The 23,829-nt window shown below is 66.7% G+C and carries 23 protein-coding genes; all 23 read right to left on the bottom strand.

Annotated features, from left to right (window positions below):
* Nucleotides 1–215: 215 nt before the first annotated feature.
* Nucleotides 216–1,721, bottom strand: coding sequence for a sigma-54 dependent transcriptional regulator (locus BW38_RS18720; protein ID WP_025878999.1), 1,506 nt, complete (start codon nucleotides 1,719–1,721; stop codon nucleotides 216–218).
* The gene (locus tag BW38_RS18725) at nucleotides 1,718–2,095 is read right to left on the bottom strand and encodes a response regulator transcription factor (protein WP_025879000.1); all 378 of its coding nucleotides are present in this window, start codon (nucleotides 2,093–2,095) and stop codon (nucleotides 1,718–1,720) included. Before BW38_RS18725 ends, BW38_RS18720 begins: the two co-directional genes overlap by 4 nt.
* Nucleotides 2,096–2,109: 14 nt before the next feature.
* A complete protein-coding gene (gene rpoN, locus BW38_RS18730) occupies nucleotides 2,110–3,519 on the bottom strand; it encodes an RNA polymerase factor sigma-54 (protein WP_025879001.1) in 1,410 nt (469 codons plus the stop codon).
* A 300-nt stretch (nucleotides 3,520–3,819) separates the two neighbouring features.
* Nucleotides 3,820–4,452 (bottom strand): response regulator transcription factor, encoded by a 633-nt coding sequence (locus BW38_RS18735; protein WP_025879002.1) that lies wholly within the window; start codon nucleotides 4,450–4,452, stop codon nucleotides 3,820–3,822.
* Nucleotides 4,453–4,543: 91 nt separating this feature from the next.
* Nucleotides 4,544–5,122, bottom strand: coding sequence for a PilZ domain-containing protein (locus BW38_RS18740; protein WP_025879003.1), 579 nt, complete (start codon nucleotides 5,120–5,122; stop codon nucleotides 4,544–4,546).
* Nucleotides 5,119–5,412: a hypothetical protein gene (locus BW38_RS18745; protein WP_025879004.1), complete on the bottom strand. Its 294-nt coding sequence runs from the start codon at nucleotides 5,410–5,412 to the stop codon at nucleotides 5,119–5,121. Before BW38_RS18745 ends, BW38_RS18740 begins: the two co-directional genes overlap by 4 nt.
* Nucleotides 5,409–5,825: a flagellar export chaperone FliS gene (gene fliS, locus BW38_RS18750; RefSeq protein ID WP_025879005.1), complete on the bottom strand. Its 417-nt coding sequence runs from the start codon at nucleotides 5,823–5,825 to the stop codon at nucleotides 5,409–5,411. The genes BW38_RS18745 and fliS overlap by 4 nt, the downstream gene beginning before the upstream one ends.
* A 129-nt stretch (nucleotides 5,826–5,954) precedes the next feature.
* Nucleotides 5,955–7,373 carry a flagellar filament capping protein FliD gene (fliD, locus tag BW38_RS18755; protein ID WP_025879006.1) on the bottom strand — a complete coding sequence of 473 codons (1,419 nt, stop codon included), beginning with the start codon at nucleotides 7,371–7,373 and terminating at the stop codon, nucleotides 5,955–5,957.
* A gap of 443 nt (nucleotides 7,374–7,816) precedes the next feature.
* Entirely contained in the window at nucleotides 7,817–8,995 is a 1,179-nt protein-coding gene (locus tag BW38_RS18760; RefSeq protein WP_032974833.1) for a flagellin, read from the bottom strand.
* 86 nt (nucleotides 8,996–9,081) lie between these two features.
* Nucleotides 9,082–10,272: a flagellin gene (locus tag BW38_RS18765; RefSeq protein WP_032974832.1), complete on the bottom strand. Its 1,191-nt coding sequence runs from the start codon at nucleotides 10,270–10,272 to the stop codon at nucleotides 9,082–9,084.
* A 72-nt stretch (nucleotides 10,273–10,344) separates the two neighbouring features.
* A complete protein-coding gene (locus tag BW38_RS18770; protein ID WP_025879099.1) occupies nucleotides 10,345–11,565 on the bottom strand; it encodes a flagellin in 1,221 nt (406 codons plus the stop codon).
* Between the two features lie 487 nt (nucleotides 11,566–12,052).
* On the bottom strand, nucleotides 12,053–13,255 hold the full coding sequence (gene flgL / locus BW38_RS18775; RefSeq protein WP_032974831.1) for a flagellar hook-associated protein FlgL: 1,203 nt from the start codon (nucleotides 13,253–13,255) through the stop codon (nucleotides 12,053–12,055).
* Entirely contained in the window at nucleotides 13,252–15,132 is a 1,881-nt protein-coding gene (gene flgK / locus BW38_RS18780) for a flagellar hook-associated protein FlgK (protein WP_032974829.1), read from the bottom strand. The genes flgL and flgK overlap by 4 nt, the downstream gene beginning before the upstream one ends.
* Nucleotides 15,133–15,140: 8 nt before the next feature.
* The gene (flgJ, locus tag BW38_RS18785) at nucleotides 15,141–16,334 is read right to left on the bottom strand and encodes a flagellar assembly peptidoglycan hydrolase FlgJ (protein WP_025879102.1); all 1,194 of its coding nucleotides are present in this window, start codon (nucleotides 16,332–16,334) and stop codon (nucleotides 15,141–15,143) included.
* A gap of 1 nt (nucleotide 16,335) precedes the next feature.
* Nucleotides 16,336–17,472 carry a flagellar basal body P-ring protein FlgI gene (locus tag BW38_RS18790; RefSeq protein ID WP_032952134.1) on the bottom strand — a complete coding sequence of 379 codons (1,137 nt, stop codon included), beginning with the start codon at nucleotides 17,470–17,472 and terminating at the stop codon, nucleotides 16,336–16,338.
* A gap of 8 nt (nucleotides 17,473–17,480) precedes the next feature.
* Complete coding sequence (gene flgH, locus BW38_RS18795) at nucleotides 17,481–18,173, bottom strand: flagellar basal body L-ring protein FlgH (RefSeq protein ID WP_025879104.1); 693 nt, start codon at nucleotides 18,171–18,173, stop codon at nucleotides 17,481–17,483.
* A gap of 22 nt (nucleotides 18,174–18,195) precedes the next feature.
* Nucleotides 18,196–18,981, bottom strand: a complete 786-nt coding sequence (flgG, locus tag BW38_RS18800) for a flagellar basal-body rod protein FlgG (RefSeq protein ID WP_025879105.1) — start codon at nucleotides 18,979–18,981, stop codon at nucleotides 18,196–18,198.
* 103 nt (nucleotides 18,982–19,084) lie between these two features.
* Nucleotides 19,085–19,834 carry a flagellar basal body rod protein FlgF gene (locus BW38_RS18805; protein ID WP_025879106.1) on the bottom strand — a complete coding sequence of 250 codons (750 nt, stop codon included), beginning with the start codon at nucleotides 19,832–19,834 and terminating at the stop codon, nucleotides 19,085–19,087.
* Nucleotides 19,835–19,866: 32 nt separating this feature from the next.
* Nucleotides 19,867–21,090: a flagellar hook protein FlgE gene (gene flgE, locus BW38_RS18810; protein WP_032974827.1), complete on the bottom strand. Its 1,224-nt coding sequence runs from the start codon at nucleotides 21,088–21,090 to the stop codon at nucleotides 19,867–19,869.
* Between the two features lie 32 nt (nucleotides 21,091–21,122).
* Complete coding sequence (locus tag BW38_RS18815; RefSeq protein ID WP_025879108.1) at nucleotides 21,123–21,806, bottom strand: flagellar hook capping FlgD N-terminal domain-containing protein; 684 nt, start codon at nucleotides 21,804–21,806, stop codon at nucleotides 21,123–21,125.
* A gap of 23 nt (nucleotides 21,807–21,829) precedes the next feature.
* Complete coding sequence (flgC, locus tag BW38_RS18820; protein WP_025879109.1) at nucleotides 21,830–22,237, bottom strand: flagellar basal body rod protein FlgC; 408 nt, start codon at nucleotides 22,235–22,237, stop codon at nucleotides 21,830–21,832.
* A gap of 3 nt (nucleotides 22,238–22,240) precedes the next feature.
* Entirely contained in the window at nucleotides 22,241–22,636 is a 396-nt protein-coding gene (gene flgB, locus BW38_RS18825; RefSeq protein ID WP_025879110.1) for a flagellar basal body rod protein FlgB, read from the bottom strand.
* Nucleotides 22,637–22,796: 160 nt separating this feature from the next.
* On the bottom strand, nucleotides 22,797–23,741 hold the full coding sequence (locus tag BW38_RS18830; protein WP_025879111.1) for a chemotaxis protein: 945 nt from the start codon (nucleotides 23,739–23,741) through the stop codon (nucleotides 22,797–22,799).
* Nucleotides 23,742–23,829 lie beyond the last annotated feature (88 nt).

Here is a 23,829-nt window from a genome sequence, read left to right as displayed (position 1 = left end):
CGCGGTGCGGTTGCGTTGTCTGTAGGAAAACGTGCAAATGCAGCGAAATATTCTCGGTACCGTCGCCCGTCATCCACGCATGACGTGGATCTACTGAGCAATCCGGCCGCTGCCATGGAACCGTCGCACCCGCCCGCGCATCAGGCGGACCCCCACAAACACCAACGCCCGGGCAAGCCCAGGCGTTCGTGCCCCCTTCATGCTGGCAACGCGTGTCAGCTGGCCAGTTCGGCCGCTTCGCGTTCGATGCCGTATTTGCGCAGCTTTTCCACCAGGGTGGTGCGGCGCAGGCCGAGCAGCTGGGCGGCGTGGGCGACCACGCCCTGGGTGCGTTCCAGTGCTTCGTTGATCAGGCCCAGTTCGATGTTGGCCATGTGGTTGCGCAGGTCCAGGCCGTCGTCCGGCAACGCGGCCGGCGCTGCGGCGCGGTTGACGGCGATGCCATGCTCGAGTGACGGCTGGTTGCCGCTGCCCGGGGTGTGGAACGAGAAGCTGCGCAGGTCCAGGCGTTCTTCGCTGGCGACCACCGGAGCGGCCGCGACCACAGCGGGTACGGCCAGCGCGGCGTCGCCGCGGTAGCGCGCCGGCAGGTCCTGCACGCGCACCGAGCCACCCGGGTGCAGCACGGCCAGGCGCTCGACCAGGTTGGTCAGTTCGCGCACGTTGCCCGGCCATTCGTAGCCGGCCAGCGCCTGCAGCGCTTCCGGGGTGAAGCGCACTTCGCCGCGGCCGGTGCGGGCCAGCTGGGTGGCGATGGTTTCCACCAGCGCTGGCAGGTCTTCGCGACGCTCGCGCAGGGCCGGCACATCGATCGGGAACACGTTGAGGCGATAGAACAGGTCCTCGCGGAACTTGCCATCGGCAATGCGGCTTTCCAGGTCGCGATGGGTTGCGGCGATCACCCGCACGTTGCAGCGGATGGTCTGGTTGCCGCCGACGCGCTCGAAGCTGCGCTCCTGCAGCACGCGCAGCAGCTTGACCTGCATCGGCAGGCTCATGTCGCCGATCTCATCGAGCAGCAGCGTGCCGCCCTCGGCCATTTCAAAACGGCCCTTGCGCGCGGTCAGCGCGCCGGTGAAGGCGCCCTTTTCGTGGCCGAACAGCTCGCTTTCCAGCAGTTCGGCCGGAATCGCGCCGCAGTTGATCGCCACGAACGGACCATCGCGGCGCGGCGAGCGCTGGTGGATGCTGCGCGAGACCACTTCCTTGCCGGTGCCCGATTCGCCCAGCACCAGCACGGTGGTGTCGAACGCGGCGACCTGCTCGATCATCGTGCGCAGTGCGCTGACCGCCGGACCGTTGCCGGTCGGTCCCTGGTCCTGCACGGCACCGGCCTGGTGTTCGGCATCCAGGCGCTTGAGGCTGGCGCGGCGCAGCAGGGCTTCCATCTGTGCGTGACGCAGCGGCGCTTCCAGCGGCCAGATGTTGGCTTCGTGCAGGCCATGCCGCTGCGCGAACGCAGTCGCGTCACCGTCGGCCAGCAGCACCGGCGGCGGCAGGCTGCTGCCCCCCAGCCAGGCGTACAGGGCGGTGCTGGCGGCACTGTCGTCCAGGCTGCCGACGATCACCGCCATCCAGTCGTTCTGGCGCTGGCGCGTCAGGTCGAAATCGGCCGCGTCGGAAACCCAGCGCGGGTTGAAGTCCATGAATTCCAGCAGGGCCACGGTGCGCTCGGCACGCACCGCGTCGTTGTCCAGTACCAGGATGCGCGATTCGCTCACGACCGTTCCTCCCTGAGGCCTTCCAGGATCGGCATGACTTCCTGGATGTAGGACAGCTTGCTGACGAAGTTGTCGGCGCCGGCGCGCAGTGCGTGCTCGCGATGCTCGACGTCATCGAAGTGGCTGGCGATCACGATGTACGGGGCATCATCCTGCGACTTGATCAGGCGGGTGGCCTGCAGGCCGCCCATTTCCGGCATCGCCAGGTCCATCAGCACCACCTGAGGGCGCAGGCTTTCCGAGCGTTCGATCGCTTCCAGGCCGTTGCCGGCGCTGCCGACGATCTGCAGCCAGTCGATCTTGCGGAAGTGGCGCATGGCCGCGTTGATGAAGCCCTCGTGGTCATCGACCAGCAGAACTGTGAGCTTGTTCATGTCCAACATCCTTTTCAGCCCACCCGGGCCAGCTGCGGTTGCCTGGCGTTGACCCGGCGCCGTTCGCGGGCCGGGGCGATATCCAGTTGTTCGCGGTATTTTGCGACGGTTCGACGGGCAATGTTCACCCCTTGGCGGGACAGCAGGCCAGCGATGGCCTCGTCCGCCAGCGGGCGTCCGGCCGGTTCGGCGTCGATCAGGCGGCGGACCATGGCCTTGACCGCTTGGCCGGACACGCTGGCCCCTTCCAGGCGCACGGCGAAGAAGTGCTTGAGTTCGAAGGTGCCGCGCGGGGTCTGCAGGTACTTGCCGGTGGTGATGCGCGAAACGGTGGATTCGTGCATGCCGATTTCTTCGGCCACTTCCTTCAGGGTCAGCGGTGCCATGGCTTCCTCGCCACGCACCAGGAAGGCTGCCTGGCGCTCGACGATCACCCGCGCGGTGCGCAGCAGGGTGTCGTAACGCATCGACAGGCCGCGGCTGAACCAGCGTGCCTCCTGCAGCATCTCGCGCAGGGCCGGCGCAGCCTCACCGCTGTCAGCCAGGGCCTGTTCGTACTGGCTGTTGATCGACACCCGGCGGCTGGTGGCCGGGTTCAGCGCCACCTTCCATTGTTCGTCGGCGTGCCAGGCGACCACGTCCGGCACCACCACTGCATTGCGCTCGGGCAGCAGGCTGTCGCCCGGGCGCGGCTGCAGCGACAGGATCAGGCGGACGGCTTCGCGCACGTCCTCGATCTCGGCATCGTGCTGGCGGGCGAGGGCGGGGTAGTCGTGCGCGGCCAAGGCATCGAGCGCGCCCTGCAGGATGCGCGCAGCCAGATGCCGGGCCGGCACCACGCCGTGCAGGCTGCACAGCTGGGCCAGCAGCGATTCGCGCAGGTCCTGCGCGGCCATGCCGGCCGGCTCGCCCTGCAGCAGGTGCTGGCGGACAGCTTCAACGCCGTCGGCATCGATGTCGAACTGCGCACTGGCCAGCAGCTGCAGCTGCGCCAGCGGTGCCTGCAGGTAGCCGGCATCGTCGCAGTGTTCCAGCCAGAAGGCGGCCACGGCCAGTTCGTGCTCGTCCAGGTCCAGCGCCAGGCGCTGCAGCACGCGCAGCTGCGGGTCGCTCGACTCGCCCGCGGCGATGCGCGCCATGCGGTCGTCGTCGCCGTCCTGCCAGTTGGCGCCGGACACCTCCCACATCGAGGATTCGGGCAGTTCGTCGAACGCGGCCGTATCCAGCGTGGTGGTGGCCGGATCGGTAGCTTCGGCGGCGGGCGCTTCGGCGTCTTCGATTTCCAGCAGCGGATTGGAGTCCAGCAGGCGCTGGATTTCCTGTTCAAGGTGCAGGCCGTCGAGCTGCAGCAGCCGGATCGACTGCAGCAACTGCGGGGTGAGGTGAAGTTGTTGGCCCAGCTGGGTCGAGAGTGAAGCCTTCATCGTGGTTCCCCGGCGCCGCTCCCCGACGCCTTGTGGAACACATCTTGCTTTTGATCCGGCAAGGGCGGAATCGGGGGGTTCCTGAAGGTGTTGGTGGTGTTCCCGACACCGTGTAGGGAAAGCCCCTACACAAGCGCGGGATTTTGACGATCATGCGCGCCAAGTCATTGATTCATGGTCAGCGGCCACGGCGGCAGGTCGTGCGTGCTGTACGGAATCCCGTCGGGATGCGTGTGGGTGACGGTATTTCGGCGCCAGCCCTGCCAGTGGCGCTGCGGCGTTAGCGCCGACGCGGGGACGTCATTCCAGTTCGTGCTGGTGGCGCGCGGCCAGCAGCAGCAGATCATTGGCGCGACGGCAACCCAGCGATTCCATCATGCGTGCGCGATGGGTCTCCACCGTCTTGACGCTGATGCCAAGATCGGCGGCGATTTCCTTGTTGCTCTCGCCCTTGCCGATGCGGCGAAGGATCTCGCGCTGGCGCGGCGACAGTGCGGCAATGCCGGTCGGTTTTTCGCGACCGAGCATCGGCGCCAGCATCTTGGCCGAGATCTGCGGGCTCAGGAATACCTGGCCGGCATGCGCGGCACGCAGCGCCAGTTCCAGCTCCTGCGGTGCGGCATCCTTGACCACGAAACCGACGGCACCCCGATCCAGGGCGTCGCGCACGTGGGCGGCGTCGTCGTGCATGGTCATCATCACGATGCGCGTGCCGGGTGCGCGCAGGCGGATGTCGCTCAGCGCTTCCAGGCCGGTGCGGCCGGGCAGCGACAGGTCCATCAACACCACGTCCGGTGCGTGCTGCAGGGCCATCTGCAGTGCCTGTTCGGCATTGCTGGCCTCGGCGACGAGCTGCACGTCGGCAAACCCCTGCAGCAGCCGCGCCAGGCCGGCGCGAACCAGGGTGTGATCGTCGACGATGAGAACTCGCACAGGCACGCTGGAGGTTGGGGAGGGGGCTCCACCTTAACTTAGCTGAACGGGCACGCCAAGGGCTGTCCGTCCGCCTGCATGGTGGCAGATTTCAGCGTGCGCGGCGGGCCTCGGCCACCTGCCGGCGGTGCAGCCGGAACAGATGCCGTTCCATCGCCATTTCCAGGCCATCGCCGAGGCGATGGAAGCGCAGCCACAGATAGTGACCACCACCGCCATCGGCCGCTTCGGCGATGACTTCCACCGGCAGGTCGATATGGTCGGGCAGCCAGTCGCTGGGTTGCAGGCGGACAACGCCGGCCTGGCCGGGCGTGCTGCCGCTGCGTGGGCCCAGCTGCAGGCGGATGCCACGGCGCGACCAGCGCACCGGGCGAAGCGTTGGTTCCTGGCCCTGCTGGCGGATCAGGCGGCCGAGCAGGACCATGGTCAGGTCCACCTTGGCTTCCAGGCGCTGCAGCTGCAGGCTGGCTTCGCTGCGTTCCTCGTGTTCGTCGATGCGGCTGTCTTCGACCAGTGCCAGGCTGCGCAGCAGGCCTTCGGCACTGCTGGTCCGGCCCACTGCACTGCCGGCCTGGAACTCGGCGGGCAGGGCCAGTTCACAGCTGAGCGTTTCGTCGAACAGCTCGCTTTCAGCCGGGTGGTGCAGGGACGTGGTCGGCAGCACGGTCATGCCAGCGATTCTGCCTGCAGGTAGGCATGCGCGGCGCGAAGGGAGCGGCGGCCGTCCTGCATCTGCACGGAGACTGCGTCGCGACGCTGGCGCAGCAGGCCGAGCAGGCTCTGCTGGCGCTCCAGCAGGGCCGACAGCGGCGCGTGGTCGGCGCTGCCCAGCGGCTGGCTCAGCAGTGCGTGCAGGGTGCTGTCATGGCCATCGAGCAGGCTGTCGGCCTGTTCGAAGGCCTCTTCGTCGAGGGCCTTCTCGAAGGCATCCAGCTGCGCGTTGAGTTCAAGCAGGCTCATGGCGCCACCGCCGCGGGACGGCGCTGTTCGTGCGGAATGGCATTCCAGGCACCGTCGATCTCGCCCAGCAGCTGCAGCGATTCGTCCAGCGCGGCGCGGTCGTTGTGCAGGTTGGCTTCGGTCAGGCGCTGCAGCAGGTAGTCGTACAGCGCCGACAGGTTGCCGGCGATTTCGCCGCCGGCTTCATGGTCCAGCGAGCCGTTGAGGTGGGCGACGATCGCGCATGCTTCGCCGATCGCCTTGCCCTTGCCGGCCTGGTCGCCCTGGTCGAGGGTGGCCTGTGCACGGCGCACGCGCTCCAGCGCGCCAGACAGCAGCAGCGCCACCAGTTTGTGCGGATCGGCATCGGCGACCGCACTGGTCACACCCACCTGGCGGTATTGCTCGGCGTACTGACGGCTGGAACCGTACATTCGTGATTCTCCCTTGCGCGGGGTGCCGGGGTGCGGTCGAAGGGACCGTTGACGCCGGCACTGCGATGATTGCTGTTGCGTCCGTTATCGGTGCGTACGGCGCCAAACTTGAGCGCCGTGCGTGTTTCCTCAGCGGTTCAACTGGGCCAGCTGCTGCTGCAGGGCGGTGTTGCTCTGCTGCAGCTTGCCCATCAGGCTGTCCAATGCCACGAACTGCTTCTTGTAACGGGCCTCGACACCGACCATGCGCGCGTCCAGGTCCTTGCGGCGCTTGTCGATGTTGTCCAGCGTGGTGTTCAGCCCCTTGGTGCGGGCGACGAAGGCGCCTTCCTTGCCAACCGTGGTGCTGACGTAGCCGTCCACCAGTGAATACAGCCGGCCGGCACCGCCGGTATCGCCGGTGACCGCCTGGCGGATCTTCTCCGGCTGCGCGGCGAGGGCTGCGGCGAACTTGGTGCTGTCCAGCACCAGGGTGCCATCGGCATTGGGATAGCCGCGGGTCTGCAGGCCCAGTGCCTTGGCATCCAGCTGGTCGCCTGCCAGGTCCTTGAGCACACCGGACATCGTCGAACGCAGCTGGGCGATCGCACCCCGCATCTGCGCATCGCCGGTCAGCGCGGCGGCTTCCTTGGTCTTCGGGTCGTACTTGGTTTCGGTGTTGATCGCCGCGACGGCCGCGTTGTAGGCGGTGACGAACTCCTGCATCACCTTGGTTGCGGCCGTGGTGTCGGTGCTGATGACGACCGTGCTCAGGCCCGGCACCTTCAGGTTCAGGGTCAGGCCTGGCACCGCGTCGGTCACGGTGTTGCTGGCACTCACCACTTCCACGCCGTCAATGGTCAGCAGCGCATCCTTGGCGGGGCTGTTTTCCTTCAGGCTGCCGACCAGCGCGCCCAGCTTGGGATCGCTGCCGGCGTATTCCAGCTTGATCGCGCTGGCCGCGCCGGTCTTTTCCTGGGCGATGGACAGGTACTGGTTGTCGCCGGAGCTGATCAGCGTGGCCTGCACGCCTTCCTTGCGGCCGGCGGCGTCGATCTTGTTGCGGACGGTGGTAAGCGTGTCGCCTTCCTCCACCTGCACGTTCATCGTCTTGGCCTTGTCACCCACGCCGACGGTAAGCGTCAAGGTTCCGGCACCGAAGGTATCGGTCTTGGGAACCGACGTGTCGGCAATCAGCTTGTGCGCCGACGCCAGGTTCTTCACCTCGACCTTGTGGGTACCGTTGGCTGCGGCCGCCTTGCTGGTACCGAGGTCGTACAGCGCCACCGATGCCGTCAGCACATCCTCGGTATTGCCTGGCTGTGCTTTGCCGGAGGCGGTTACCGTGCGGGTGTCGAAGGCGGTGGTGGCCTTCAATGCGGTCAGGGCGGTCTTCAGCTTGTCGAAGGCCGAGGTGACCGTGCCGAGCGACGACAGCTGCATCTTGGTCTTGGACTGCTGCAGGTTCAGCGCATTGTCGGCCGGCTTGCGGTCCGCTGCGACCAGCTGGTTGACGATGCTGGAGATGTCCAGCCCTGAGCCAATGCCACCGTATCCAAAGTCTGCCACGTCGTTTCTCCTGGTATACGGGCCTGGCCGTCGTGCAGCGGCCCGTCGTCAACGAAAATAGCGGCCTGTGCCGCTGGGTCTTGAGGACTTCGTTGATGCATGCGCCGTGCCACTGGCCGGTGGGGCGGTTCTGGCACGCCGGTTGCAGGAGGTCTGGGGCAGGGTGCGGGTGGGTTCACCGCGGGCTGCCGGGGGTCTGTAAAAAACCCTCCCCCAATGCAGGGGAGGGATCAGGCTACTGACAATCGGGGGGAGACGAAGCCGCCCGGTACGTACAGTCAAAATGCACAACGCTGAAAGAGAGGTCCGCAGGGGCGGGCGATGCCAAGCCGGTTCGGGAAGCTTCCCGGGCCGGGCATGGCCGGCACCTGAGTACGCCGTGGCTGTCGGGTTGCCGCTACCGTCGGTTCAACCCGACGGTAGCGGCGCCTTCTTGCCGTGGATCAGCGCAGCAGGCTGAGCACGCCCTGCGGCACCTGGTTGGCCTGGGCCAGCATGGCCGTACCGGCCTGCTGCAGGATCTGGGTGCGGGTCAGCTCAGCGGTTTCCTTGGCGAAGTCGGTGTCCTTGATGCGGCTGCGCGACGCCGACAGGTTTTCCGACGAGGTCTGCAGGTTGGCCACCACCGAGGTGAAGCGGTTCTGGATCGCACCGAGGTCGGCACGGGTGCTGTTGATCGCACCCAGGGCCTTGTCGACCACTTCCAGCGACTGCTGGGCGCCGAGCACGGTGCTCACGTCCAGCTTCTGCACGTTGGCCGAGGTATCGGTACCGGCGGTGTAGGCGCCAGCGGCAGCCGCGGTGCCCCAGGTCTTGCCGGTGGCATCGTAGTCGCTGCGCATCAGGGCGATATCGGCAGCGGCAACAGCCTTGCCTTCCTTCACCGAGCTCAGCTTCAGCGTGCCGTCGGCATTGGCTTCGGCGTAGATGCCGGCTTCGCCGAGCTTGGCGTTGATGGCGGTCGCCACGGCCTTGGATGCGTCGGCCGTGGTGGCACCGGCCTTGACTTCAACCGTGCCGATGTCCACGCCCATCACCGTGCCGGAGAAGCGGGCACCGTCGGTGCTGGCGGCCAGGGCAGCGGTCGCGCCGGTGGCGAAGGTCGAGGTGCCCAGCGAGCCAGCCTTGGCGTCGATGGTCTTGTCGATGGCGATGGCCTGGCCGGCGTTGGCGCCGACCTGGAACAGCTGGCTGGAGAACGAACCGTCCAGCAGCTTGGTGCCGTTGAAGTCCGACTGCTTGGCGACGCGGTCGATTTCCGAAACCAGCTGGGTCACTTCGGCCTGCAGTGCCTTGCGGTCGCTGGCCGAGTTGGTGGCGTTGGAGGCCTGCACCGACAGCTCGCGGACGCGCTGCAGGTTGTTGCCGATTTCGGTCAGCGAACCTTCGGCGACCTGGGCCAGCGAAATGCCGTCGTTGGCATTGCGGATGGCCACGTCGGTGCCGCGGATCTGGGTACCGAAGCGCTCGGAGATCGCCAGGCCGGCCGCATCGTCCTTGGCGCTGTTGATGCGCGAACCGGAGGACAGGCGCTGGATGGTGGTAGCGAGCGAGCTGCCGCTGGTGCTCAGGTTGCGCTGAGCATTCAGGGACATGGTGTTGGTGTTGATGACTTGTGCCATGGTGCTTTTCCTTTGGCGAAGGTGGAACGTATTTCAGGAACCGGGCGGCAGCTCAGCCGCCGCCCGGTGGTCGATCAAGGAGCCGATCAGCGCAGCAGGCTGAGCACGCCCTGCGGCACCTGGTTGGCCTGGGCCAGCATGGCCGTACCGGCCTGCTGCAGGATCTGGGTGCGGGTCAGCTCAGCGGTTTCCTTGGCGAAGTCGGTGTCCTTGATGCGGCTGCGCGACGCCGACAGGTTTTCCGACGAGGTCTGCAGGTTGGCAACGACCGAGGTGAAGCGGTTCTGGATCGCACCGAGGTCGGCGCGGGTGCTGTTGATCGCACCCAGGGCCTTGTCGACCACTTCCATTGCCTGCTGTGCACCCTTGACGGTGCTGACGTCCAGATCGCTGGCGAACTTCGAGGCCGGTGCCGCCGCAGCGGTGGTGGCGGTGAAGGTCGGGGCGGTGGCGCCAGTCCAGGTACCCGGCGTTGCGGTGATGGCCTTGAACGAGCCGTCAGCGTTGGTGCTGTCCTTGACCGAAGTCAGGGTCACGCCGGTGGTGCCGTTCACTTCGGCGTAGACGCCGGTTTCGCCGATCTTGGCGTTGATCGCGGTCACCAGTGCTTCGCGCGAGGCCTTGCCGGTGGCAGCGGCGTCGGCGCCCTGCTTGACCGAGACGTCGGCGATGGCCACACCGTTGATCGACAGGCCGCTGGTGCTGAAATCAGCGTTGGTGCCCGGATCGGCCAGGGCCAGCGCGTTGGTGTCGAACTTGGCGCCACCCAGGGCATTGGCCTTGGCATCGATGGTCTTGTCGATGGCAATCGCCTGGCCGGCGTTGGCGCCGACCTGGAACAGCTGGCTGGAGAACGAACCGTCCAGCAGCTTGGTGCCGTTGAAGTCCGACTGCTTGGCGACGCGGTCGATTTCCGAAACCAGCTGGGTCACTTCGGCCTGCAGCGCCTTGCGGTCGCTGGCCGAGTTGGTGGCGTTGGAGGCCTGCACCGACAGCTCGCGGACGCGCTGCAGGTTGTTGCCGATTTCGGTCAGCGAACCTTCGGCGACCTGTGCCAGCGAGATGCCGTCGTTGGCATTGCGGATGGCCACGTCGGTGCCGCGGATCTGGGTGCCGAAGCGCTCGGAGATCGCCAGGCCGGCCGCATCGTCCTTGGCACTGTTGATGCGCGAACCGGAGGACAGGCGCTGGATGGTGGTGGCCAGCGAGCTGCCGCTGGTGCTCAGGTTACGCTGAGCATTCAACGACATCGTGTTGGTGTTGATTACTTGTGCCATGAGGAGAGGTCCTTGAGCGGTTGCACGTGAGTTGGGTTAGACGCCCCCGACGTGCCCCGGGGGCGGCTCATGTCAGCGCTGCAACAGGCTGAGCACGTTCTGCGGTACCTGGTTGGCCTGGGCCAGCATGGCCGTACCGGCCTGCTGCAGGATCTGGGTGCGGGTCAGCTCGGCGGTTTCCTTTGCGAAGTCGGTATCGCGGATGCGGCTGCGCGATGCGGACAGGTTCTCCGAGGAGGTCTGCAGGTTGGCGACCACCGAGGTGAAGCGGTTCTGGATCGCGCCGAGGTCGGCGCGCACGCTGTTGACCGATTCGAGGGCCTTGTCGACGATCGACATCGCCTTCTGTGCGCCTTCGGCCGTGGTGACGTTCAGGTCCTTGACGAAGCTGGCCGTTGCACCGGTCAGCGTGCCGCCGTTGGTGCTGGTCTCGGTCAGGCCCAGGCCGGCGATGGTGGCGGCGGTGGCGCCGGCCGGCGGGGTCGCCGCGCTGACACCCAGAGCGAAGGTCTGGCCGTCCTTGACCGAGGCCAGGCTGACCACGCCGGCGTTGACGGAGGCGACCACGCCGGTTTCGCCCAGCTTGTTGTTGATCGCGGCTGCGGTGGCCGAGGTGATCGATTCGCCTGCCTTCACGGTGAAGTCGCTGACGGTGACCGTGGTGGCGGCGCCGCCCGGCGGGGTCACCGAGATCTGCAGGCCGGAGTAGGTGGTATCAGCGGTGGCCTTGTCGGCTGCAGCCAGACTGGTGCCGGTGTAGACGTTGGCGAAGCTGGCCGCGCCCAGCGAATCGGCCTTGGCGTTGACCACGCTGTTGATGGCGATGGCTTGGCCGGCGTTGGCGCCCACCTGGAACAGTTGGCTGGTGAACGAACCGTCCAGCAGCTTGGTGCCGTTGAAGTCGGCCTGCTTGGCGACGCGGTCGATTTCGCTGACCAGCTGGGTCACTTCAGCCTGCAGCGCCTTGCGGTCGCTGGCCGAGTTGGTGGCGTTGGAGGCCTGCACGCCCAGTTCGCGGATGCGCTGCAGGTTGTTGCCCACTTCGTTCAGCGAGCCCTCGGCCACCTGGGCCAGCGAGATGCCGTCGTTGGCGTTGCGGATGGCCACGTCCAGACCACGGATCTGGGTGGTGAAGCGCTCGCTGATGGCCAGGCCGGCGGCGTCGTCCTTCGCGCTGTTGATGCGCAGGCCGGACGAGAGGCGCTGGATGGTGGTGGCGAGCGAGCTGCCGCTGGTGCTCAGGTTGCGCTGAGCGTTGAGCGACATCGTATTGGTGTTGATTACCTGTGCCATGGGGTCGTCTCCTCTTATGTGGAACCCGTTGGTGAATGAAACGAAGCGCCGCCTGATTTTTTTGTTTGGCTGTGTGCTTCGCCGTTGCCAAATGAATAACGGCGCTTTGTCAACAACCTTTAGCCGGGAATTTCGTTGCAACCGAATTTCGTCGCTGAAAGCTGTTTTTCCGGGGATTTCCGCCCTGGAAGAGCGTCAAGGCCACCCCTGGTAGGGGCGGTCGGGCATGCCCAACCCACGCTGATGAAGGTATCGGCGGGGGCCGGCGGGGCTTGATGGGCGATCTCGCAACATCCGCCGGGCATGGCCCGGCGCTACCAGAGCCAACCCTTCGGGACATCCGCCGGGCATGGCCCGGCGCTACCAGGGCCAACCCTTCGGTAGCGCCGGGCCATGCCCGGCGAGCGCAGCGGTACATGACCGCCGAAACGAAAAAGGCCGCGATGCAGGGCATCGCGGCCTTGGGCTCCAGCGCTGGCGCGTGGAATCAGCGGATCTTGTTGAACAGCGACATCGACTGCATCTGCGAGAACAGCGTCTGTGCCGCCTGCAGCGCGGTGCTTTCCAGCTGGTACTGGCTCAACGCATCGGCGTAGTCCAGGTCGCGCATCTCCGACAGCGTGGTCTTCAGCGTCACGCCATTGGCCTCACGCATCTCCGCCGCGTTGTCCAGCGCCTTCAGCTGCGCGCCACCGGCAGCGCGCGAATCGATCATCCGTTCCGCCGCGCGGCCGACATCACGCAATGCGCTCTGCAGTTCGTTCTGCTGCGCGGCCATCTTCGCCGGGGTACCGGTATCGGCATCCAGTGCGGCGATCAGCTTGTCCATGGTGCCGAAGATGTCGCGGCTGCTGGCGGCCTGCACGTTGAAGCTGTCACCTGTTGCTGGCGCGCCAGCGATCTGCAGGCGAACGCCATTGATCTCCAGTTCGCTGCCGGCCTTGTAGGTGCCGGTGCCGGTCACGTTGCCGGCACCGTCGAGCACTTCGTACTGGTCGGCCGCGGTGAAGCGCACGCTGAACGATTGCCCGTTCCAGCTGTCGCTGCCATCACGGGTGATGTTGGTCAGCACGCCGTTGCCGGCGTTGCCTGCCGCTGCGCCGCCATCGACGAAGCCATCGCCGGTGGGGATGCGCAGGAAGATCTCGCTGCCGGGCAGGGCGTCGCGCACGTAGGTATCCGGGCCGACTTCCACCTGGCGCTGGGTCTGGTCGCCGCGATAGACAACCTTGCCGTCAATCTTGGCGAACGGCGGATCGCTGTCGTTGGTGCCGCCGAACACGTAGCGGCCGGTGCCGTCGCTGCTGTTGGCCAGCGACAGCAGGCCCTCGCGGATCTGGTTCAACTCGGTGATCAGGGTCTTCTTGTCGGGCGCACTCAAGGCGGGATTGCTGGCCTGGATGGTCAGATCGTTGACGCGCGCCATCAGGTCGTTGACCTGGGCCAGGGTGTTTTCCTGCACGCCCAGACGGTTCTGCACGTTGTTGCCATTGAGCTTCATGCGTTCCAGTGCGGCCAGGCTGCGGTCCAGGCCCACCGCAGCGCCTGCGGCGACCGGATCGTCCTTGGCGCTGACGATCTTGCTGCCCGTGGCGATCTGCTGTTCCAGGTGGCTGAGTTTGGCCTGCTTGGCCATCATCAGCGCTACCGACTGGCTGTACATCATTCCGGTGGAGATGCGGTTGCTCATCGGCGCACGGCTCCCAGGATGGTCTGGAACATGGAATCGGCGGTGGAGATCAGCTGCGAGGCGGCCTGGTAGGCCTGTTGCAGGCGCAGCATGTCGGCCGCTTCCTCATCGAGGTTGACGCCGGACACTTCGTCACGCGCTGCCTGTGCCTGGTCGGCGATCACCTGCTGCGCCCCCAGCGAATACTCCGCCGAACGCGCTGCTGCACCGACCTGGGTGGTCAGCCCGCCCAATGCGCCGCCCAGCGTCACCGTGCCGGCGTTGAACGCCTTGGCCGATTCCACCTTGGACAGCTTGGTGGCATTGCTGTTGTCCGACGAGCCGGCCGGGGTCGGGGTGATGTTGAAGGTGTCGCCATTCTTCGGCACGCCATCGAGCACGAAGCTCCAGCCGTTGGCGCTGATGGTCTGCCCGGGCGTATAGGTCTGCGGTGGGCCGCCATCGATGGTGTAGGTGGTGGCCGAGGTGAACACGATCGCAGCAGGATTGCGCAGGTTGGCGTTGGCCGCATCGGTCACGGTCACGCCGCTCAGCTTGCCGGTGCCGGTGTTGGCCAGTGCGGCAGCGCCCTTGATGGCGGCGGCCGCGGCAATGCGCGACGGATCGGTGATCGCCATCTCCAGGCTGCCGGCCACGCCAGCCGTCGGCTGCAGCAGGAAGCGGTCGTTGGCCGCCGGGGTGCCGCCCACCACCAGCTTCACGCCGTTGATGATCAACGGGTCGGCAGCGGTACCGGTGCCGGTCAGCGGCACGCTGGCGCCGGTGTCGGCGCGGCTGGCGGCCCAGTTGCTGCCATCGAACTTGAGCACGATGTTCTGCGCTTCCAGCTTGCCGAGGTCGCCGTAGCTGGCGGTGATCGCGCCGGTGCCGGTGTTGCCGGCATTGCCGGTGACACGCGGCGTGCCGATGTTGAAGAAGTCGCCGCCCATCTGTCCGTACAGATCCACGCCCTGGCGATGGGTGCTGTTGAACGTCTCGGCCAGGCCCACAGCCAGCTTGCCCAGTTCGGCCTGGGCCGGAGTCAGCACGGTGTCGCGGAACTCGAGCAGGCCGCCGATCTGGCCGCCCACGGCCTTCGGGTCCAGGGTGATGGTGCCGCCCTGGGTCTGCAGCGCCAGCTGCAGGCGCTCGGGCTGGTACGGGTCGGCCACCGTGGTGACCTTCGATGCGGTGGTGCCCACCACCAGCGCTTGGCCGCCGGCGGTGTAGACGTTCATGATGCCGCCGTCCTGGATCACCGCGGTGCCGCCGGTGTAGCCCACCAGCTGCGAGATCAGCTGGTCGCGGCGGTCCAGCAGGTCGGGTGCGGCGTTGGCGATGTTGGTGCCGATGGCACCATTGATCTGCGCGATCTCCGACGCCAGCCGGTTGACTTCGGTGGCACCGGCCATCAATCCATTGTTGACCTCGCCATTGAGGTTGTTCAGGTGGGTGTTGAGCTGGCTGAAGCGGTTGGCCAGGGCCTTGGCGCCATCGAGCATGTTCTGCCGGTCGGCCGTGCCCGCTGCGTTGGAGGACAGGCCGCTGACGGTATCGAAGAAGTTCGACCAGACCCCGGCCACGTTGGTGGCCGCGTCGGAGAACAGGGCATTGACCCGGTCGGCCATGCCCGAGAGCTGCTTCAGGCGTGCCAGTTCGCCACCGCTGTCGAGCAGGCGCGAGATCGCCAGCTGGTCGGCGGCGCGGCGGATGTCGACGATGCGGGTGCCGTTGCCAACGTCACCATAGCCGTAGTTCTGCGGGGTGGCGGTGGCGAAGTCGACCTTCTGCCGGCTGTAGCCGGGAGTGTTGAGGTTGGCCACGTTGTGGCTGGTGGTGGCCAACGCACGCTGGAAGGCGAGCAGGGCACTGGTACCGGTGGAAAGTACGCTGGACATGGGGTTCCTCAACGACGGGTGATACCCAGCGCCGCGGTTGCGGTGCTGGCGAAGGTCTGGCCGATGCGTGAGCCGGCGTCGGCCACGGCGGCCACGGCGCGCTCGATGGTCGGGCCGCCGGCGATCGCGGCGATCTTGGCCGCGTAGCGCGGGTCGGTGGCGTAGCCGGCGCGTTGCAGGCCGCGCGCGAAGCCCTGCACATCGGTGCCGGCCTGCAGCGCCTGCTGGTAGCGCGGGCTGGTCTTCAGCAGGCGCACGTAGTCGGCAAAGCTCTCTGCAGGCGAGGTGTAGGCGCGGAAGCTGGCGGTCTCGTTGCGGCGCACGCCATCGACATACTCATGGGTGCCGGCGGTAGCGCTCTGGCCCTTCCAGCCGGTGGCCTTGATGCCGAACAGGTTGTGCGAGGTGCTGCCATCGGCATGCTTGATCTGGCGCTTGCCCCAGCCGGTTTCCAGCGCTGCTTGGGCAACCAGGGCGCGGGCGTCCACGCCCAGTTCCTTGGCCGCGCTCTGTGCGTGCTGCCAGATGCTGGCGACGAAGCCTTCCGGGGTGTGTGCGCCCAGCTGGGCGACGGCGGTGCGCGTGGCCAGTGCATCGGCCGGGGTGCCGCTGCTGCCGCGGTTGCTGGCGGTCGGCGCCCACTGGTCGCTGGCAGCGGCCCAATCGGCGCCACCGATGGCACCGGCATAGGGATCGTCGGTACCCAGCGAACGGTGCATGCCGCTGCTTTCCCGGCCCGCAATCAGGTCCAGCGCCTGCTCCATAGGGGCGACGGAGGACTGCGCACCATCCTGCACACCGGCCGCCATCTGCTGCAGCATGCGCACGGCCTGGCCGGCGTCCTGCAGCGGCAGCGACGGCGCCGCGGGCGCATTGAGCTGGTAGGCGCGGCTGGCCTTGGCCGGGTCCACCCGGGTATCCAGCGCCGGGCCATCGGCCTGCGCGCCGGACAACTGCCGGGTGATCATGCTCGACAGGCCCAGGCCCTTGCCGCGGGTCATCGCCTCGGCGATCTTCTGGTCGTACATCTCCCGGAACATCTTGTTTTCACCCGGGAACAGCGAATCGCCGAAGCTGGCGTCACGCATGCTCTTGACCAGCATCTGCGCGAACTGGCCTTCAAGCTGGCGCGCGACCTTGTCGATCTTGGCCGGGTCGTTCTGCTGGGCCGGGCTGAGTTCGAATGCGGGAGTGATGCGCATGTCAGATCACCTCGAGCTCGGCGCTCAGGGCGCCGGCCTGCTTCAGTGCTTCCAGGATCGCGATCAGGTCACCCGGTGCCGCGCCAACGGCGTTCACCGCATGCACGATCTCGTCCAGGGTGGTGCCGCCGTTGAACTTGAACATGCGGCTGCCATCGTTGGTGGCGGTGATGGTCGACTGCGGCGTGGCCACGGTCTGGCCACCGGCAAAGGCGTTGGGCTGGCTGACGTTGGTGTTTTCCTGGATGGTCACCGTCAACGAGCCATGCGAGATCGCGGCCGGGCCGACACGCACCTGCTGGCCGATGACCACGGTGCCGGTACGCGAGTTGACCACCACCTTGGCCGGCGCAGCGCCCGGGGTCAGTTCCAGGTTTTCGATACGGGCCAGCAGGCCGATGCGCGCACCGGCGTCGGTGGGCGCACGCACGGCAACGGTGCCGCCGTCCACGGCACGCGCCGAACCCTCGCCGAAGGCATTGTTGAGCGCACCCACCATCCGCGAGATGGTGGTGAAGTCGCTGTTGTGCAGGTTCAGGGTGATCTCGCCGCTGGCACCGAACACATCGGGCAGGGCGCGTTCAACGGTCGCACCGTTGGGGATGCGGCCGACGCTGGGCACGTTCACCGAGACGCGCGAACCGTCCTTGCCCTGTGCACCGAAGCCGCCCACGATCAGGTTGCCCTGGGCAATCGCGTAGACCTGGCCGTCGGCACCGCGCAAAGGCGCCATCAGCAGCGAGCCACCGCGCAGCGACACGGCGTTGCCGATCGAGGACACGGTGATGTCGATCGGCTGGCCGGGCTTGGCGAACGGCGGCAGCTCGGCGTGGATTGCCACTGCCGCCACGTTCTTCAGCTGCGGGTTGACGTTGGCCGGTACGTTGACGCCCAGCTCGCCCAGCAGGTTCTTCAGGCTCTGCACCGTGAAGGGCGCCTGGCTGGTGCGGTCGCCGCTGCCATCCAGGCCGACCACCAGGCCGTAACCCACCAGTGCATTGCCGCGCACGCCACCCACCTGGGCCAGGTCCTTGATGCGCTCGGCGCTGGCGGGTGCAGCCACCGCAAAGACCATGAACACGGCACAGTAGAGCGACGCTGCGCGTCGCTGCCAGGAAGAAGAGAAGGAGAGTTTCATGGCCATACTCAGAACGGCGTCAGGCCGGAGTTGAAAAAGCGGCTCAGCCAACCCATCGCGTTGGACTGCGCGACAGGGCCGCGGCCGCCATAGACGATGCGCGCTTCAGCCACGCGGCTGGAAGGCACGGTGTTGTCCGCGCTGATGTCGCCGGGGCGCACGATGCCCTGTACCTGCACCAGCTCATCACCCTGGTTCAGGCGCAGGTTCTTCTGCCCCTGCACCACCAGGTTGCCGTTGGGCAGGCGCTGCACCACCGTCACGGTCACGTTGCCCTGCAGGCGGTTGCTCTGCGCGCTGTTGCCCTTGCCGGTGAAATCGCGTGCGCCCTTGGCCGTTGCACTCAGGATGTCCTTGCCGCCCAGGGTGACCGGTGCGCCGAGAATCGACGGCGTGCCGAGGCTCAGGTTCGATTCCTTGTTGGTGGCGGTGTTGGCGCTGGTCTGCGCGGTGGTGTTTTCCAGCAGGGTGATGGTCAGCAGGTCGCCGACATCGCGCGCACGGCGGTCCGAATACAGCTGCAGGGTCGGGCCGGCGGCGTAGATCGCGCCGGCGGTCGGTTCGGCCTGCGGCGGCATGATCGGCTGCAACGGCGCCATCGTCGGATAGGGGCGCACGTCGCCAGCGATCACGCAGCCGCCGAGCAGGGCAGCCACGGCGCAGGCGAGGGCAGTACGGGCGAAGGAAGAAAGGGGCGACATGGCAGTTTCCCGGTGAGGGCGGTCAGAGCTTGTTGCTGAGGTAGCCGAGCATCGAGTCGGTGGTCGAGATCGCCTTGGCGTTCATTTCGTAGGCGCGCTGGGTTTCGATCATCGACACCAGCTCTTCCACCACGTTGACGTTGCTGCCTTCCAGCGCACCCTGCACCACGGTGCCCAGGCCGTTCAGGCCGGGATTGCCGTTCTGCGCCGGGCCGGAGGCGGTGGTTTCCAGGAACAGGTTTTCACCACGTGCCTGCAGGCCCGCCGGATTGACGAAGTCGGTAAGGGTCAATGCACCGACTTCCACCGATGCCGCGCCGTCGGCCATCTTCACGCTGATGGTGCCGTCGGTACCGATGGTCACCGACTGCGCGCCTTCGGGAATCTGGATGCCCGGCTGCACCGGGTAGCCGCTGTTGGTGACCAGCTCGCTGTCCTGGTTGATCTTGAACGAGCCGTCGCGGGTGTAGGCCGAGCTGCCGTCGGGCATCTGCACTTCGAAGAAGCCGCGGCCGTTGACCATCACGTCAAGCGCGCGGCCGGTCTGCTGCTGGCTGCCCTGCTCGAAGTTCTTGGCGGTGGCCACCACGCGCACGCCGGTGCCGATCTGCAGGCCGGTGGGCAGCTGGGTCTGTGCCGAAGAGGAACCGCCGGGCTGGCGCACCTGCTGGTACAACAGGTCCTCGAAGCTGGCGCGGTCCTGCTTGAAGCCGGTGGTGTTGGTGTTGGCGAGGTTGTTGGAAACCACCGACATGCGCATCTGCTGCGCATCCAGTCCGGTTTTCGCGATCCACAATGCCTGGTTCATCTTCGGAGTCCTGTCTGGGTGAAGCCGGCCGCGCGGTGCGGCCCATGGGGTAGGGGGTGCAAGCGGCGTGCCAGCACCGGCGCGGGCCGGTGCCGGAATTCCGTCAGCTGCCCAGGCGCAACAGGCTGTTGGCGCTGCGCGCGTTGTCATCGCCGTGCTTGATCACCTGCACCTGCATTTCGTACTGGCGCTGCAGCTGGATCATCTGCACCAGCGCGCCGGCGGCATCGACGTTGCTGCCTTCCAGCTGGCCACTGTGCACCGCCGTGCCCTGCGCCTGGGCGAACGGCTGCAGCGGATCGGTATTGCGGAACAGGCCATCCAGGCCGCGTTCGAGGCGATCATCCGGCGCCTGCACCACCTTGATCCGGCCGATCATCGCCATCGTCTGCGGGCCTTCGCCCTGCGGGATGATCGAGATCGTGCCGTCGTTGCCGATCTCCATCGCCTGGTAGGGCGGAATCGCGATCGGGTTGTTGTTGTCGTCCAGCACCGGACGGCCGCTGGAGGTCACCAGCTGGCCGTTCGGGGTCACCGATAGTGCGGCGCCACGGGTGTAGGCCTCGCTGCCATCGGTGGACTGCACGGCAAGCCAGGTGCCGGTCTGCAACGACAGGTCCAGCGGCTTGCCGGTGATGTGCTGCGCGCCGGCCGTGCGGTTGAAACCCGCATCGACATGCAGTGCATCCACCCGCGAGGCAAAGCCCGGGCCACGGATCGGGAAGGCTTCGGTGTTGGCCAGCGCTTCCTTGAAGCCGGGGGTGTCCGAGTTGGCGAGGTTGTGGCTGAGCGTTCCCTGCGCCTGCAGGGAGGCGCGGGCACCGGTCATCGCCACGTAAAGGGCTTTATCCATGCGGGGAGTTCCGTGACAGGGTCAGCAGGTCATCAACGGATGTTGATGACGGTCTGGGTGATCTGGTCCTGGGTCGTGATCATCTGCGCGTTGGCCTGGAAGTTGCGCTGCGCGGTGATCATGTTGACCAGCTGTTCGGTCAGGTCGACGGTGGAGGATTCCAGCGAACCGGCCTGGATCTTGCCGAGGTTGGAGGTGTCGGCGGCGCCGGTGCGCGGCGTGCCCGAATCGAAGGTCTCCACCCACAGGTTGTTGCCCTTCTGTTCCAGGCCCTGCGGATTGTTGAAGCTGGTCAGTGCAACCTGGCCCAGCGGCTTGTCGTCGCCGTTGGAATAGCGGGCGAACACCACGCCGGTTTCCGAAACGGTGATTTCGTTGAGCTTGCCGGCCGCGTAGCCATCCTGCTGGGTGTTGCGCAGGGCGAACTTCTCGCCGTACTGGGTCGAGCCGCTCACATCCAGCGTCATGTTCAGCACGCCGGCGCCGGTGGTCGGGGTGAAGGTGCCCAAGCTGATCTTGCCGTTGGCCGGTGCGGTCAGCTTGCCGGCGTTGTCGAAGGTCAGCGGGGTGGGCGTACCGGCCGGCTGGCCATCGACGTAGTTGTGCACCGTCCAGGCGTTGGTGGCCGCTTCCTTGACGAAGTAGGACACTTGGGTGTGGCTGACGCCCAGCGAGTCATACACGGTGATGCCGCCGCTGGAATGGCTGTAGCTGTTGGAATTGGTGGGGTCGAAGGTGGTCACTGTCGGCTGCTTGGCATTGCCCGGCAGGGTGAAGCCGACCTTGACCTCGCTGGTCTGCTTGGGCGGGCTGTCGGTGGTCAGCAGCTGCAGGTCGACCAGGCGGCCGGCGTCGAAGTTGGTGCCGTCGGCGTTCGGTGCGAACACCTGCAGGCGTGCGCCCTGCGGGTTGACCACGTAGCCGGCGGCGTCGGTCTGGAAGTTGCCGGCGCGCGAGTACACGCGTGCACCGTTCATGTTCATGGTGAAGAAGCCCTCACCGGAAATGGCCATGTCCAGGCTGCGGCCGGTCTGCTCGTTGTTGCCCTGGATGAACTGCTGGGCCACGTTGGAAACACGCACGCCCGAGCCGATCGCGTTCTTGGACAGGCCGTAGCTGGTGGCGGCGAACAGGTCGGCGAATTCCGCACGCGACTGCTTGAAGCCGGTGGTGTTGACGTTGGCCACGTTGTTGGCGGTGACGCTCAGGTCCGAGTTGGCAGCGTTGATGCCGGACAGGGAAATGTTGAAGCCCATGGGATGCTCCTGTTGGATGCGGTAGGTGCGGCTCAGCTGACGCGGAGCACGTAGTCGAGAGGGGCCGTGCCCAGGCCCTTGAGGTTCAGGTAGAGGCCGTCGGAACCGACGGTCACGCTTTCCACCGGTGCCTGCACGAAGGTGGACAGCTTGGTGCTCTTGCCGGTGGTGTCGACGTGGTTGGCGACGATGTTGTACTTGCCCGGCTCCATGCGCTTGCCGTTGGCATCCTTGCCATCCCAGGTGAACGCGGTCTCGCCGGCGGCCTTGGCTTCAACGCTGATCGAGGTGACCTTGGCGCCGTTGGCGTCGGTGACGTCCACGGTGACGATGCCGGCGGCCGGCGCGGCAACCGTGCCCTCCACCGAACCTTCCTTCTCCAGCACCAGCTTTTCCGACGGCACCAGCACCTGGTGGCCGACCAGGGCGGCGCCACGCAGCACCTGGTCGCTGGCCATCGACTCCTGGAAGCCCTTCACCGACTTGTTCAGATCGGTGATGCCCTGCACGGTCGACATCTGCGCCATCTGCGAGACCATCTGCGTGTTGTCCATCGGCTTCAGCGGATCCTGGTGCTGCAGCTGCTCGGTCATCAGGCGCAGGAAATCGGCCTGGTCCAACGTGTTCTTCTTCTTGGTGGCGTTGCTGTTGGGGGCGTTCAGGCCGAGTGCGGCGTAGACGTCCTGGTTGCTCTGGTTGTTGACGGCAGTGGTCATGGCGGTGTCCGGTGCAGCGGGCCTCAGCGGCCCATGGTCAGGGTGGCCAGGGCCAGTTCCTTGGCGGTGGTCAACATCTCCACGCCGGCCTGGTAATTGCGCGAGGTCGAGATCAGGTTGACCATCTGCGCCACCGGATCGACGTCGGGCTGGTAGATGTAGCCATCGCCGTCGGCCAGCGGATGGCCCGGCTCGTAGCGCTTGATCGGCGCCGCGTTGCTCTGGGTGATCTCCTTGACCTGCACCGAGGTGATGTTCGGATCGGTCTTGCTGGTCACCGCCTGGAAGATCGGTTCCAGCGGCTTGTACACCGCGTCGGCCGAGCCGGCGATGCTGTCAGCGTTGGACAGGTTGGAGGCGATGGTGCTCATGCGCACCGACTGCGCCTGCAGCGCGGAGCCGGCGATATCGAAGATCGGCAGGTTGCTCATGGCTTATTGCCCCGTGATCGCGGTGAGCATGGAACGCACCTTGCTTTCGACGAAGCTCAGCGAAGCGCGGTATTCCAGCGCAGCGCGCCCATAGGCGGCGCGTTCGGCATCGGGGTCGACGGTGTTGCCGTCGATGCTGGGCTGTACGCCCTCGCGGGCCACCTGGAACGGGTTGAGGCCACTACCGATTTCGTAGTGCTGCTCGTTGGTGGTGGTCATCAGGCCGTTGGCATCCAGCCCCTGCGCATGGCGAAGGGCCGAATCGAAGTCCAGGTCCTGGGCCTTGTAGCCGGGGGTGTCGGCATTGCCGAGGTTGCTGGCGATCAGCTTCATGCGCTGTTCGCGCAACGGCATTGCCTGGGCATGGACGCCCAGGTAGTCGGTAATCAGGTTGCGCACGGTGCACTCCCACGGGAACGTTGCCCGGGAAGCTGCAAGCGGTGTGCCAGAACCGTGGTGCGCAACATCGCGCTCGCCGGGCATGGCCCGGCGCTACCGTGGGTCGGAGCAGGTGTCTGGTAGCGCCGGGCCGTGCCCGGCGGAGACGCGTGCGGCGGCCTTACGCCGCCATCGCCACCTTGCGCAGGCGGTCCAGCACGAAGTCGGCCAGCTCGTGCGGCGAATACTTGGCGACGAAGGCGTTGGCACCCACGCGCTCGACCATCGCATTGTTGAATACGCCCGACAGCGAGGTATGCAGCAGCACGTACAGCCCGGACAGGCCGGCATGGCGCCGGATTTCCGTCGTCAGCGTGTAGCCGTCCATGGCCGGCATCTCGATGTCCGAGATCACCATGGCGTAGCGTTCGGCCGGGTTTTCACCCGAGGCATGGATCTGCAGCAGGTGGTCCAGCGCCTGTTTGCCGTCGGAGAGCAGGGTCGCGCCCACCCCCAGCTGGTCCAGCACGCTGCGGATCTGCTGGCGCGCCACCCGCGAATCATCCACCACCAGCACCTGCAGCTGCGGGGCGTCGGCGGGCATCGCCATGGCCGGGTCGAGCACGGCCTCACCGCGCACCTGGGCGATGTCGGCCAGCACGCTTTCCACGTCGATCACCTGGATCAGCTCGCCCTGGAAGCGGGTCACCGCGGTCAGGTAGCTCGATTCAGCGCCCAGTTCCGGCGGCGGGTGGATGTCTTCCACCGCGATGTTGACGATGCGCTCCACGCCGCTGACCAGGAAACCCTGGATCGAGCGGTTGAACTCGGTCACCACCAGGTAACCGGGTGCGGTGTCCGCATCGGGCTCGCGCTCGGGGTGGCCGATGGCCAGGCCCAGGTCCAGCACCGGCACCGAACGGCCGCGCACGTCGGCCACGCCGGCGAACTGGCCGGGCAGGCCGGGTACCTGGAACAGTTCCGGGCGGCGCAGCACTTCCTGCACCTTGAAGACATTGACGCCAAAAAGCTGACGTCCGCCGAGGCGGAACAGCAGCAGCGCCAGGCGATTGTGGCCGGCCAGTCGGGTTCGCTGGTCGATCCGGTTGAGCAGGTCATGGGACATGGCTGCTGTATCGGCGCGGGCAGGGGGGAACTTGAGGGCGAGTGCAGCGCCGCGGCCGGGAAGCTGTCCGCCCTGTGCCTGTGGCACG

Source organism: Stenotrophomonas sp. RIT309 (genome assembly GCF_000632045.1).
GTDB classification, from domain to species: domain Bacteria; phylum Pseudomonadota; class Gammaproteobacteria; order Xanthomonadales; family Xanthomonadaceae; genus Stenotrophomonas; species Stenotrophomonas indicatrix.
The sequence above is the reverse complement of the archived record's forward strand: the minus strand, read 5'-3'. Positions and strand labels throughout refer to the sequence as shown.